Consider the following 13819-nt stretch of genomic DNA (forward strand, 5'->3'; position numbering starts at 1 on the left):
CTCCCCCTGACAGTATGTATACTTTAGTGTGACTTTACAGTAAATAAAGGCTGACCAAACTCAACAACATCTCCGTCTTTCACAAGAATTTCAAGCACTTCTCCTTCCATTCCTGCATCGACTTCGTTAAACAGCTTCATCGCTTCAATCACACACACAACATCTTTACGTTCAACTGTTTGTCCTACTTGAACAAAGGGATCGGCGTCTGCTTCTGGCTTGGCGTAAAACGTTCCGACCATTGGTGATAAAATTTGCTTTTCATTGTTTTCTGGTGAGTTTACAGACATAGAATCTTGAGGCGCTTGCTCAGCGGCAGCGGCTTTCACTTCCTCTGTTTTTACTTCTGTAACAGCAGTGTCTTCTAAAGGAATTCCCGCTTTATCAATGACAACTTTTGTTCCTTCATGTTCAATATGGAGCTTTTGAATACCAGATTCATTCATTAATGAAACAACTTCTTGCAATTCACGTACGTTTATCATTTTTAGTCACTCCCGTTTTGTGTTATTTAGTTGACGCAAGGTTAATACCAATCTTCAATTCTTGAAGCAGCTGTTCTTTTTCTAAATAGATTTTTTCTGCTTCATGAAGCGAAATGTGAGAAAAGTAAATGGATTCCCCGGGCTTTATTTGAGCTAAAAGCGGTAAATCCGCTGTGATGACTTGAGCGATTTTAGGGTATCCCCCCGTGGTTTGACGGTCTGCTAACAGGATAATAGGATTTCCATCTGGCGGGACTTGAACAGAACCTTGTGAGACGGCTTCAGACAATAGCTCTTTTTTTTCTTGAAGCTGAAGAGAAGGTCCATCCATTCGATAGCCCATTCGATCTGATTGATTCGATACTTTAAAGGGCTCTTTCATAAAATGACTTTTACTTTCAGCTGTAAATAAATCAAATTGACTGCCATTCATAACACGGACACTTGGTTTCTTTGTAAAATGAACAAATTCTTTATAATTTACGGACCATGAAGAAGTATATACTCCGTTTATCAGTTCATTGGAAAAAAAAGTAGGCTTCGAAGCAGCAGGAGCTGACAGCGGTAAAACATCGTCTGTTTGTAATGCTCTTCCTTTGTAGCCCCCAATTTCGCCTCTCAAATACGTGCTTTTACTATTTAACACTTCATCAATAGCAAATCCTCCGGCTACAGATAGATAGGAACGACAACCGGTTTTGCAAGGTCCAAATGATAAAGTGCTCCCTTTTGGAATAAATAAAGGTTTCCACATCGGGACTGGCTTTCCATTGACCGAAGGAGTTAAATCTCCTCCCGTGATTGCTACTAGACAATCACTTTCTATTTCAAGGGTAGGCCCCATCAGCGTAACCTCAAGTCCCGCTTCTTTTTCATCGTTACCAACTAATAAATTAGCAATTCGGAGAGAATAAGAATCCATTGTACCGCTTACAATCACACCGTGCTGCTGAAATCCTCTTCTTCCTAAATCTTGAATACTCGTTAATAATCCGGCTTTACTGACTCGCATACTCATTTTTCACGCTCCTTTGCCAGTATTTCTTGATACTCTTCTTTAGAGATGGGTTCGAATTTTATAATATCCCCAGCTTGCAGCAAACTTGGCGGATTTTGTTCTGGTAAAAACAGTTTAATCGGCGTTTGGCCAATTAATTGCCATCCTCCGGGAGTGGAAATAGGATACACTCCTGTTTGCATTCCTGCAATACCAACCGAGCCTGCAGGAATAGAGGTGCGAGGAGACGACCGGCGAGGCGTAGCAATTTTTTCAGATAGTCCTCCGAGAAATGGAAATCCAGGAGCGAATCCAATCATGTACGCTAAGTATTCGCCTTCAGAATGAATACTAATTACCTCTTCAGGTGTTAAGTTATGATGACGAGCGACATATTCAAGATCAGGTCCATACTCTCCTCCGTAGCAAACTGGAATAGAAACCGTACGATGGTTTAACTCTTTTTCTGTCTGTTCGTTTTCTAGTTTACTTTGAATGATAGAAGATACTACTTCAAAAGGAGAAACAAACTCCTTCTTCTGCTTTTTTCCCACGGCCGCTACAACTTCAAGAGGGTTGTAGAAAATTGTAAGATTTGTAAATGCCGGCACGCATTCAACAAACCCAGGGAAAGGGTTTAATTCGATCGAATCTTTACACGTTTTAATTTGTTTATGAATGTCGTACTGAATGCTATCCCCAAACGTTATTACAAGCGCTGAGTCGCCAAGCGGAGAAATAACAGCCGCTGCTTTTGTTACAGTTTGATTCATATCTACACCTCTTTTTTTATAAAACACCTAGTTTTTCATCTCGAATATCTGTAATAAACATATGCCCCGGAGCATGTGTAATCATAATAGAAGGTTTTGTTTCCATTGCCACTGCTTGAGGGGTTACACCACAAGCCCAAAATACGGGCACTTCCCCTTCCTTAATCGAAACAGCATCGCCAAAATCCGGAGAGTGAAGGTCTTCAATACCTATCGCAGCGGGATCTCCAATGTGAACAGGCCCCCCGTGCACAGCTGGAAAACGTGAAGTTACTTGGGCTGCCCGCACTATGTCTTGCTGAGGAATTGGACGCATACTAACTACCGTCGAGCCGTGGAATATTCCCGCTTCAGCGCATGAAATATTTGTTTTATACATAGGGACATTACAATTTTCTTCAATGTGACGAACAGGTATGTCGTTGTTTAAAAGCGCGTGTTCAAATGTAAAGCTGCAGCCGATAAGGAAAGCTACCATGTCTTCTGTCCAGTAATCTGTGATATCGGTTACTTCTTTTACTAGTTCCCCATTTTCATAGATTCGATACTTGGGAATGTCTGTACGAATATCTCCCGATGGAGCAGCAAACTTTGGCACCGGAGATCCAGCGTCTGTGACATCTAAGATCGGACACGATTTAGGGTTACGCTGACAGAACAATAGAAAGTCAAAGGCTTGTTGCTTTGGTAAAATAGCTAAATTAGCTTGAGCATAGCCGTTTGCCATGCCTGCTGTTGGTTGAATAAGCTGATTGTTACGGATTTGCTGACGAAGTTCAGCTGGAGTTAGTTGTGAAAGGGTTGTCATATTTCTCTCTCCCATCATTGCCCACACGCAACTTACGTGCGGGCACATTGTTTTATTTAAATAATTGAGGAAGTTGATCCATTAACGTATAGCCGCCCATTAAAGCCATTACAATAACGACAAGTACACCAGAAATGGTAAGCCATAAAGGATGTTTATACTCGCCAACGATGCTTTTTTTGTATGCAGCAACCAGTAACGTCCCAAGAGCGATCGGCAGAATTAATCCATTGATTGCTCCAACTAAAAGAAGAACTTTTACAGGTTTTCCAATTAAGACAAACGACAGAGTTGAAATAATAATAAATCCAATAATAATCCAATTTGAGTTTTTATTAAGTTTTTCACTAAACGTTTGAATAAACGAAACAGATGTATAAGCAGCTCCCACTACAGACGTAATAGCGGCAGACCACATAACAATACCAAAGATTTTATAACCGACGTTTCCTGCTGCAAGCTGAAACACGGATGCTGGAGGATTGGCTGGGTCAATTTGTAATCCTTTAGACACAACGCCAAGTACAGCTAAAAACAAAGCGATTCGCATAACGGAAGTAATGAGAATGCCTGTTACAGAACTTTTGGTTACTTGAGGTAAAGAATCGATACCTTTTACACCGGCATCTAAAAGACGATGTCCGCCGGCAAAGGTGATATAACCACCGACAGTTCCTCCAACAAGCGTAACGATCGCAATAATGTCAATTTTGTCAGGAGCAAAAGTTTTCACTACAGCTTCTCCAACGGGAGGTGAAGTGGTAGCAGCTACATATAGCATCAGCCCAATCATGACAAAACCAGCAATTTGCGTGAAGCGATCCATTGCTTTTCCAGCTTCTTTTACAACGAAGATTAATACAGCAATAACTGCACTAATTGCAGCTCCGGCTGTTGGAGAAATACCCGTAATCGCATTTAAGCCAAGCCCGGCACCAGCAATATTTCCAATATTAAATGCAAGTCCTCCAATTACAATTAAAATAGCGAGCACGTATCCTAATCCGGGAAATACCATGTTGGCGATTTCTTGTCCGCGTTTTTCAGAAACGGCAATAATTCTCCATACGTTGGTTTGAGCAAAGATATCAAGAATAATTGAAATTAAAATAACGAATCCGAAGCTTGCCGCTAAATTTTGTGTGAATACGGTAGTTTGAGTTAAAAAGCCCGGTCCAATAGCCGATGTGGCCATTAAAAAAGCGGCTCCAAGCATTAACGTCCAGTTTACTTTAGGCGCAGCCGAAAGCTTTTGTTGAGGTGTTGATTTTTTTATTGGCTCCAATATCATCTTCCTCCTGATTGTATGTAGTTTTTATTGTGAAATAGCCTTAACTACCACTTCTGATGCTCGTAAAGAACGGTTGACATGGCGGGCAAATTCAAGTGCGTGAGCCCCGTCTCCATGGATGCAAATCGTGTCTGCCTGCAATTCTACATCCTTACCTTGCTGAGATTTGACTTTCCCTTCCTTCACCATTGTAATAACTTGAGAAACAGCTTCGTCGTCATTTTCAATTAAAGCATTTGGTTCTGTACGAGCAGTGAGAGAACCGTCTAACTGATAGGTACGGTCTGCAAATACTTCGTTAGCCGTTTTTAGACCAATTTTGTTACCTGCTTGAATCAGCTCACTTCCAGATAACCCAAACAAAATCAGCTCAGGATTTACGTTATAAACAGCTTTTGCTATTGCTTCAGACAAGGCTTTATTTTTAGCAGCCATGTTATATAGTGCACCGTGAGGCTTTACATGCTGCATCGATACCCCTTCCGCTTGCAAAAAACCGTTTAATGCACCAATTTGATAGACTACGATATCGTAAGCTTCCTGAGGTGAAATATTCATATTTCTTCGTCCGAAACCGATAAGGTCCTGCAAACCAGGATGAGCACCAATTTGCACCTGTTTTTCAGCAGCTAATTTTACCGTTTTTCTCATGACGCTCGGATCCCCTGCATGAAATCCACAGGCTACGTTTACAGACGTCACATGCTCTAAAATTGCTTCATCATTGCCAATGAGATAAGCACCAAAGCTTTCCCCTAAATCACAGTTTAAATCCACTTTACTCAATGCGTTCTTCCCCCTTAAACCCTTTAATGTAAGCGTAATCATTTGCAGATAGTAAGGAAAATCCAAGCTATATTATCTGCATCAATACTTCGAGTTCCGTTTTTCGGAACTGTAGTACCGTTTTTCAGTTATATTTGGATTTTAGCACGAGATGATGAATTGAACAACAACATTGTCAGAATATTTGACATAGTCATTATTTTTATTTGGATAATACTCCCTTATTTTATTGGTGTTTTCTATCTATAGCCTTAATATAATGCAGCCGCTTAATGCCATTGGACACAGTAAATAACTAGGTTGTCAGAATAATTACTAGTTCAAAATAATCAAAATAAAATTTTCGTTGTAATCGTTTTCAAAGAGGTGCTATATTTCAATTGTAGTCTATTTATGCAAACGATTGCAAAAAAAGGGGATGAAACGATGAAAGGGAAAAAATGGACAGCTTTAGCTCTAACACTGCCGCTGGCTGCTAGTTTATCAACAGGCGTTCACGCCGAAACTGTACATAAAGGTAAATCTCCAACAGCAGATAAAAACGGTGTATTTTATGAGGTGTATGTAAACTCTTTTTACGATGCAAATAAAGATGGACATGGTGATTTAAAAGGTCTTACACAAAAGTTGGATTATTTAAATGATGGCAATTCTCATACAAAGAATGATCTTCAAGTAAACGGGATTTGGATAATGCCGGTCAACCCTTCTCCCAGCTATCATAAATATGATGTAACGGACTATTATAATATTGATCCGCAGTATGGAAATCTGCAAGATTTTCGCAAACTGATGAAAGAAGCAGACAAACGAGACGTAAAAGTTATTATGGATCTCGTGGTGAATCATACGAGCAGTGAACACCCTTGGTTTCAAGCTGCATTAAAAGATAAAAATAGCAAGTACAGAGATTACTATATCTGGGCTGATAAAAATACCGACTTGAATGAAAAAGGATCTTGGGGACAGCAAGTATGGCATAAAGCTCCAAACGGAGAGTATTTTTACGGAACGTTCTGGGAAGGAATGCCTGACTTAAATTACGATAACCCTGAAGTAAGAAAAGAAATGATTAATGTCGGAAAGTTTTGGCTAAAGCAAGGCGTTGACGGCTTCCGCTTAGATGCTGCGCTTCATATCTTTAAAGGTCAAACACCTGAAGGCGCTAAGAAAAATATCCTTTGGTGGAATGAATTTAGAGATGCGATGAAAAAAGAAAATCCTAACGTATATCTAACGGGTGAAGTATGGGATCAGCCGGAAGTGGTAGCTCCTTACTATCAATCACTTGATTCTTTATTTAACTTTGATTTAGCAGGGAAAATTGTCAGCTCTGTAAAAGCAGGGAATGATCAAGGAATTGCCACTGCAGCAGCGGCAACTGATGAGCTTTTTAAATCATACAATCCAAATAAAATTGACGGCATTTTCTTAACCAACCATGACCAAAATCGCGTCATGAGTGAGTTAAGCGGCGATGTAAATAAAGCAAAATCAGCTGCTTCTATCTTACTTACACTTCCGGGCAATCCGTATATTTATTACGGTGAAGAAATTGGCATGACCGGCGAAAAGCCTGATGAATTAATTCGTGAACCATTCCGCTGGTACGAAGGAAACGGACTTGGCCAAACCAGCTGGGAAACACCTGTATATAACAAAGGCGGCAATGGTGTGTCAATAGAAGCACAAACCAAGCAAAAGGATTCTTTATTAAATCATTATCGTGAAATGATTCGTGTACGCCAGCAGCATGAAGAATTAGTAAAGGGAACGCTTCAATCTATTTCACTAGATCAAAAAGAAGTCGTTGCCTATAGCCGCACGTATAAAGGTAAGTCGATTAGCGTGTATCATAATATTTCAAATCAACCTATAAAAGTATCTGTAGCAGCAAAAGGTAAATTGATTTTCTCTAGTGAAAAAGGCGTAAAAAAGGTTAAAAATCAGCTTGTGATTCCCGCTAATACAACGATTTTGATAAAATAATTTAAAAAACCTCTAAGTGATTATCTGGTAATCACTTAGAGGTTTTTTATTCCTTCTATGCTACAACTGTCGTACTCGCGCATCCGCCCTGCCCTCTTTTGAAAACAGTTACATGATTGAGGTAAGTTGTAAAAAATACAGCATTTATCCTCAGCAAGTGTAAACAGTCAAACTTTAATAATATACAGTGTGTTAAATCTTTCTTTCTGTGTTATAACGCATACATAGTAAAAAAGTGTACAATCGTTTTAAGTTCTTTTGCAAAAGGAAAAATTTTCAAAAAGAATTATTTTCTTAAATAATCAATAATAATCAATTTAGTTAACATAATCAATATTATAGGCAACAGTCTCTTTACTACATAGCTGGAGTATTTAATATGAGCTACAACCTTCCTCTAAATTCAATCATAGACATTTGTATGAACTAAATTACCATAACAAAAAGCAGCCTCTACTTAGATTATTAAGTGAAAGCTGCTTTTAAGTCGATTATAAGTTAAACGCTTCCTCACCATACTGAAAATCATTTGTATAGGGTGAGCCATGTAGATGTGCTTTACTCATATAGATATTAACTACTTCTTCTACAGTTAGATTAAATCGTTTAACAGTAGCCTTTATGGCTTTTGTGCAATGTACTTCAGATATGTAATTCTGGCCGCCATTTGTCATCTGATCTAATTGATTTTCCATAAACTCATAAACGGCATCATCAGAAATAGAAACATCTTCATTCTCGGTGTATTCTTCATCAGGCGGTACACCATCGGGATCTTTGTATTCTAGCAGATCCTCCCTTTTAATCTTTTCATCATTATGTACTAACGTTTCGTCGCCATCCTTGTTATTGATATTCATTGAATATGAGTCACCCTTAGATGATGATACAGTGAGCGTACCAAATTCACATTTAGTATTTCCACAATAGTTACTTAGATTACTACCTATTCCCTCAGTAGTTCTAGAAAGAATATTAAATATGCCTAAAGGGTTGTTGTCATAAAATGCGCTATCAACATCAGCAGCTATATTTATTTTGTACTTACCTTCTCCTCCGTCATACGAGTATGATAAGCTTTTTGTTCCCTTTGATAAATAGTCGTCAAGAATAGAATTTTTGATTGTTGAATCCGTAACTCGCTTAATAGATTCTAGTTGAATGTCTGAAGCACATCCACTAAGGAGAACGAAAGCACATGCTATTGATGTGTAAAGCCATTTCTTTTTCATAACAAACCCCTTGTATTTTATTTTTTACTTAAAAAAAGACCGCAAACTAACTGGCAGCCTTTTTTGAGATATTATGAGTTTCATTACTTCTGACTGAGGGTTAATAATTTAATATCTTGCTGTAATTTCAGATAAAATAAAAAAGCGACTGAGCCGCCTTTTATTCTTAGAGATATATAACTAGTTACTTGTTGAGAGATATTATACCATTAAAGGTTTGTTATGTGAATAACTACAAAATATTTCCTGTATTATTCTGCTTCAACTTTTTTTCTTCCATCTTTTCCATTTGATGGTTTTTGTTTTCCGGCTTTATTAGTTTACATACGATAAATTTTCGGAAGTGAATTATGTATATAAATCTATAGCGCATAGATTCCCTTGAAAGCCTTCGTACTGGTATTTTTCACAAAAATGCAAAAAAAGATATCCTATTTTTAAAAGGCGCAACTATAGTTTCTCTTTTTGTTTTGATGAAAACTTTATAATGGCGTAACTGATAGTTAACACAAGAATAGCGCAAGTATGCAAAAGTGTATTAACTGGGTTATCGTGCTCTACAATAACCAGACGTATCAATGCAGTAATGCCAATATAAAGAAAGTAGCGTAGAGGAAAGTGATAATTCTCCTGAAAATATTTTACGATCATTGCAATGAATTCAAAATACAAAAAGAAAACTAAGATACTTTCAAGAATTTTGTAGTGAGTCTCAATTCCTCGATTAAAAATAGAGAAATGAATGAAATGGAAAATTTCCTTGCCAAGCAAAACGGATAAAGTAACAGCTAGTAAAATCAATGCTGTATTTAAGATAAGCCGGAGAACGTGTGAAACCTTAAAGTTCGGTCTTTTGTTTTGTTGTATCATCAATATGCCTCCTACATACATAGCCTCTTTACTTTATTATATCTTCTGTTTTAGATTTATGGTTAGCCGGTACAAATTGTTTGTTAAAATGTTTATTTTAATTCATACATTACACTAAATAAAGACGTATATATTATACATTATTAGTTAACATAACCATAATTATGTTGACTAGAAATTACTGTTTTCTGTATATAAAATGTACATAACTAAGTATATTCAAAGGAGATGTCTCGTTTTGTTTGATTATATATGGATCGATGGAGATTTACCTATTTTGTCCCAATTACCTAATGACTTTAATTCTGCTGCTATTTTATTCCACCCTTTTATTCAAATGCCCTCTGGGTTCATTAAATGAAAGATCCACTATTTTTATGGAGAAAAACATCAAATTTATATATCTAATACGCAGAGAAATACGCTTTGAAGGAATTAACTTTAGTTTTACATACAACAAATCATTCAATACAAATTTCAACAGTTTAAAAACTTTTTATTTTCTTTTTATCTGTCCGAAAACGACTTAACATTTATCATCAAAAATAATGAATGTTATCATCAATTACCTTCACTGTTATTGATGGTAATGCAATGTTATGTTATATAAGAAATCAATCAAACACATCTTAGGAGGTATTTACATGAGTGGACATGAACATTCACTACCGAAGTCAAAGGGAAACACATTTGCACTATTTGCTTTGGCCGCAACATTCTTTGGTGTAGGAGTCACAGAATTCATAAGCGTAGGTGTCCTTCCTGCTGTCGCCAAGGAATTTACTATATCAACATCGACAGCTGGATTAATTGTTTCCATGTATGCGCTAGGAGTTGCTGTAGGAGGTCCTATTTTAACTTCTCTGACGGCTAAAATTTCACGAAAAAAAGTGTTATTATCCGTTATCGTTCTGTTTATTATAGGGCATATTATAACGGCTATCGCTCCTACTTTCAGTATTGTACTAACAGGACGTATACTATCAGCATTCGCACATGGTGTGTTTTTTGCTATAGGTTCAACGGTTGCTGCAAGTCTTGTTCCTAAAAACCGTCAAGCAAGTGCCATTGCATTTGTATTTGGAGGATTCACGTTGGCCACTGCCATTGGTGCTCCTATAGGGACCTATATCAGTGATATTTTCGGTTGGAGATTTCCTTTTTACGGAATTGCATGTATTGGTGTAATTGCTCTTATTCTTAACGCTATTGCAATTCCAAGTCAACAATTAAAAACAGAAACACCTCCATCTTATAAAGATCAATTAAAGTTAGTAAGAAACGGAAGAATCTTGTTGGTTTTAGCAGTTACTGTTCTAGGATACGGTGGTACATTTGTAACCTTTACGTATCTTTCGCCAATTCTTCAGGAAATCATGGGTATTGGTGCTAAGAACGTAAGTATTATCTTATTTATATACGGTATAGCTATTGCAATTGGAAATGCTATCGGGGGACGTTTTGGAGATCGAAAACCACTTAAAGCTTTACTTTATATGTTCATTGTACAAGCTATTATTTTATTGATTTTCACATTTACTGCGCCGTTTAAAGTAGTTGGTCTTATTACAGTTGTAGCTATGGGACTGTTAGCATTTATGAGTGTTCCTGTATTACAATCATACGTATTAACCCTAGCTCAACGTTATGTGCCAAGCGTTGTAGATGTTGCTTCATCTCTTAATATTGCTTCATTTAATGGAGGAATTGCATTAGGCTCATATGTAGGTGGACTTACTACGGATAGCATGGGGTTAAATCACACACCTTGGGTTGCCTCTATTATGGTTTTATTAGGTGTTCTTCTTACTTTCGTAACGATAGGGTTGGAAAAGAAAGAAGATGAATAATAAAGTTTGAAAGATAAAAATTAGTTATTGAAATGTCATCAAAGGTTCTTATAAATAGAATTTCTTACAAGAAATAAAATGCTTTAAAAGGGAATTATATGAAAAAATTAGCAAGGTGGTTATAGATGAAGTATGAATCTATAGCCTTCTTGCTTTATTTTTTTAACCACAAAATTGATATAGAATAGGCTCAACCTTATTCATATTTTTATCTAAAATTGTTAATAAAATGTAATCATGAGATGATGAAGTACATGTAAAAAAATAAACGAATGATTGGGTATTTTCGAAAGGAGTAAAACAGATGGAGTTACGTCAACTAGTGACTTTTCGAATGGTTGCTCTAACACTGAATTTTAGTCGAGCCGCAGAGGCTTTAAACTATGTTCCCTCAAATGTTTCCATGCAAATTCAATCCTTGGAGGAAGAGTTGGGGGTAAAACTATTTGATCGTTTAAACAAACAAATTGTATTAACAGATGCTGGCGAACGTTTCTATAAATATGTAGAAAGGATTTTAAATGATGTTGAGGAAGCAAAAAATAATGTGAATGATAGTGAAAACATGACTGGCACCATTACCATTAGTGCAAATGAAATTTTATGTGTTTATTTGCTTCCAGCCATTTTGCATGAATTCAGGAAACAATATCCTAACGTACATGTGATTTTCCGTCCAACACCTTCTAACGACCTAAAACAATCTATTTATGAAGGGAAAACGGACATTGTATTTATACTAGAGGAGCCTGTAAATTCAAATGGATTAAATATTGAGCTTCTTCGTGAAGAGAGCTTTCGTCTCCTAGTTGCTCCTAATCATCCCCTTGCAAGTCAGAGCAAAGTTGAGTTTGATGACATTCAAGGAGAGTTTTTCTTATTAAATGAAAAAGGATGCACATATCATACAACATTTGATCGACTACTTGTTCGTGAGGGAGCTAATGACTTTACAACCCTTGAATTTGATAGTGTGGAAGCCATCAAACAGTGTGCTATGCTTGGAATGGGAATTGCTTTTCTTCCTGAAATCTCTGTTGCTTCCGAGCTTGAACAAGGTAAGTTAGTTTCTTTATCTTTAGATTTAACAGAGATTAATTTTGTTTCTCAGATGATTTGGCATAAAGGAAAGTGGATATCGCCTGTCATTCAAGTATTCCTTGATATTGCAAGAAGTTCATATCAACATAAAAATTAACTATTTCTTTTATGAAGTTACTATCATCCATCGCTTTTATGGAACCGAATTGGGCTATTTTTATAGGGACGAGCATATGTATAAAACATGCGCTTTTTATACATTTTTTCTCGTTCGTCTCCTAATAAAGCGTTAGTATGCCAAAGGTGTATAAGAAACTGCATATCCGATAAAAGTTATCCTACTCCGAACCCCTGTCTTGCATGGGTTCATTTTTGTGCTTGGTTCCTTTAAGAGACATTATGGTGCGACAAGAAGTCGCTTTCTGACAGTGTAGCTGACATATATTTGTATGTCCCTTTTCTCTTTTTAACGATTAACATTAAACAAAAACTAACTAAATAGAGTTTTGATGCGAGAATAATTCGATAAGGATATTGAATTTCCACGATAAAAAAACTGTATGGAATAAATTCTACACAGTTTTTTTGAAATTCCTATTAGATTGTCAGCAACTCCAACAAGAGTCCTTTTTTAAAGTGGATTTTCAAATAACATCCAATGGCATTTTCCTAGTAGGTTTAGGAAATACTTGATCAATTCTACTGAGATCTTCTTCAGTAAACTCAATGGTTGCAGCTTCAGCATTCGCTAGAACATGTTCATCTTGAACCGCTTTTGGAATAGCGATGACGTTATTCGAACGGATGGTCCAAGCAAGAGCGATTTGTAATGGTTGGACATTGTATTTGTCAGCAATATCATGAATAGTTGGATCGTTTAAAAGCTGTCTTCTTAAAGAACCTCCTTGAGCAAGAGGACTGTAGGCCATGATTGGCATGTTATGTTCACGCTGCCATGGTAAGAGATCGAAGTCGATTCCTCTTGAACCTAAATGGTATAGCACTTGGTTCGTCACACAATTTTTCCCATTCGTAGTGTTCCATAGCTCTTCCATATCAACCGTATCAAAATTAGAGACGCCCCATCTTAAAATTTTCCCTTCTTCACGTAGTTTTTCCATTCCTTCAATTGTTTCCTCTAAAGGAACACGTCCTCTCCAGTGAAGAAGATATAAGTCCAAGTGGTCTGTTCCGAGTCGTTTTAAGCTGTTTTCACATGCTTTTGAAATCATATCTAAACCTGCATGATGGGGATACACTTTTGAGACTAAAAAGACTTCATTTCTGCGTCCTTTAATGGCTTCGCCAACTAAGCGTTCAGAATCGCCATTTCCGTACATTTCAGCAGTGTCAATAAGTGTCATGCCCAATTCTAGGCCGAGCTGCAAGGCTTTTATTTCTTTGTCTCTCACTTGGGGATTTTCCCCCATGTACCATGTTCCTTGTCCTACACTAGGTAAAGAAGTGCCGTCAGGTAGGGTTACCACGTGTTTGGCTAATGCATTTTTAATTTCCTCTCTTTTCTTCTCATCCATTAGGCTCGACCCTTTCTTTTATGTATCTGGTTATCATAGAAGTAGACTGTTAACGTCTCTACGTATAAAGTACGCATATATTTAGAATTCCCGTAACCAACAACTCCATTCTTTATTGCATGATATGGCCCTTTCTGCTTCCGTCTGTGCAAAAAAACAAAG

12 protein-coding genes and 1 pseudogene are annotated in these 13819 nt (G+C 37.1%); 4 read left to right on the forward strand and 9 right to left on the reverse strand.

The annotated features are described in order from the left end of the window. Positions 1–23 precede the first annotated feature (23 nt). The 6 genes from accB to pxpA are packed head-to-tail and all read right to left on the reverse strand — an operon-like array spanning position 24 to position 5140. Entirely contained in the window at positions 24–485 is a 462-nt protein-coding gene (accB, locus tag POF52_RS27415; RefSeq protein WP_271996806.1) for an acetyl-CoA carboxylase biotin carboxyl carrier protein, read from the reverse strand. A gap of 22 nt (positions 486–507) precedes the next feature. Further along, the gene (locus POF52_RS27420; RefSeq protein WP_271996809.1) at positions 508–1503 is read right to left on the reverse strand and encodes a biotin-dependent carboxyltransferase family protein; all 996 of its coding nucleotides are present in this window, start codon (positions 1501–1503) and stop codon (positions 508–510) included. Beyond that, positions 1500–2255, reverse strand: a complete 756-nt coding sequence (pxpB, locus tag POF52_RS27425; protein ID WP_271996811.1) for a 5-oxoprolinase subunit PxpB — start codon at positions 2253–2255, stop codon at positions 1500–1502. Before pxpB ends, POF52_RS27420 begins: the two co-directional genes overlap by 4 nt. A 16-nt stretch (positions 2256–2271) precedes the next feature. Further along, entirely contained in the window at positions 2272–3063 is a 792-nt protein-coding gene (locus tag POF52_RS27430) for a putative hydro-lyase (RefSeq protein ID WP_074897312.1), read from the reverse strand. A 52-nt stretch (positions 3064–3115) separates the two neighbouring features. Next, positions 3116–4354, reverse strand: coding sequence for an NRAMP family divalent metal transporter (locus tag POF52_RS27435; protein WP_045295487.1), 1239 nt, complete (start codon positions 4352–4354; stop codon positions 3116–3118). Positions 4355–4378: 24 nt separating this feature from the next. Then, on the reverse strand, positions 4379–5140 hold the full coding sequence (pxpA, locus tag POF52_RS27440; protein WP_271996815.1) for a 5-oxoprolinase subunit PxpA: 762 nt from the start codon (positions 5138–5140) through the stop codon (positions 4379–4381). A 393-nt stretch (positions 5141–5533) separates the two neighbouring features. On the opposite strand from pxpA, the gene POF52_RS27445 reads away from it, so the two are divergent. After that, entirely contained in the window at positions 5534–7129 is a 1596-nt protein-coding gene (locus tag POF52_RS27445; RefSeq protein WP_334314419.1) for an alpha-amylase family glycosyl hydrolase, read from the forward strand. A gap of 491 nt (positions 7130–7620) precedes the next feature. Here POF52_RS27445 and POF52_RS27450 read toward each other — a convergent pair whose 3' ends face one another. Continuing rightward, positions 7621–8361: a hypothetical protein gene (locus tag POF52_RS27450; protein ID WP_271996820.1), complete on the reverse strand. Its 741-nt coding sequence runs from the start codon at positions 8359–8361 to the stop codon at positions 7621–7623. A 450-nt stretch (positions 8362–8811) separates the two neighbouring features. Beyond that, on the reverse strand, positions 8812–9231 hold the full coding sequence (gene psiE / locus POF52_RS27455; RefSeq protein ID WP_016764251.1) for a phosphate-starvation-inducible protein PsiE: 420 nt from the start codon (positions 9229–9231) through the stop codon (positions 8812–8814). A gap of 199 nt (positions 9232–9430) precedes the next feature. Here psiE and POF52_RS27460 point away from each other — a divergent pair. The 3 genes and pseudogenes from POF52_RS27460 to POF52_RS27470 form a co-directional block, all read left to right on the forward strand. Further along, positions 9431–9589, forward strand: a pseudogene (locus tag POF52_RS27460) (DUF2711 family protein); the annotation flags it as partial. Positions 9590–9875: 286 nt separating this feature from the next. Beyond that, the gene (locus POF52_RS27465) at positions 9876–11081 is read left to right on the forward strand and encodes an MFS transporter (protein WP_271996824.1); all 1206 of its coding nucleotides are present in this window, start codon (positions 9876–9878) and stop codon (positions 11079–11081) included. A 304-nt stretch (positions 11082–11385) separates the two neighbouring features. Then, positions 11386–12279: a LysR family transcriptional regulator gene (locus POF52_RS27470; protein ID WP_271996826.1), complete on the forward strand. Its 894-nt coding sequence runs from the start codon at positions 11386–11388 to the stop codon at positions 12277–12279. 487 nt (positions 12280–12766) lie between these two features. Here the strand turns inward: POF52_RS27470 and POF52_RS27475 are convergent, their stop codons facing one another. After that, the gene (locus tag POF52_RS27475; RefSeq protein WP_271996827.1) at positions 12767–13657 is read right to left on the reverse strand and encodes an aldo/keto reductase; all 891 of its coding nucleotides are present in this window, start codon (positions 13655–13657) and stop codon (positions 12767–12769) included. Between the last annotated feature and the right edge of the window lie 162 nt (positions 13658–13819).

This window comes from Priestia sp. AB (assembly GCF_028369225.1).
GTDB lineage: Bacteria > Bacillota > Bacilli > Bacillales > Bacillaceae_H > Priestia > Priestia megaterium.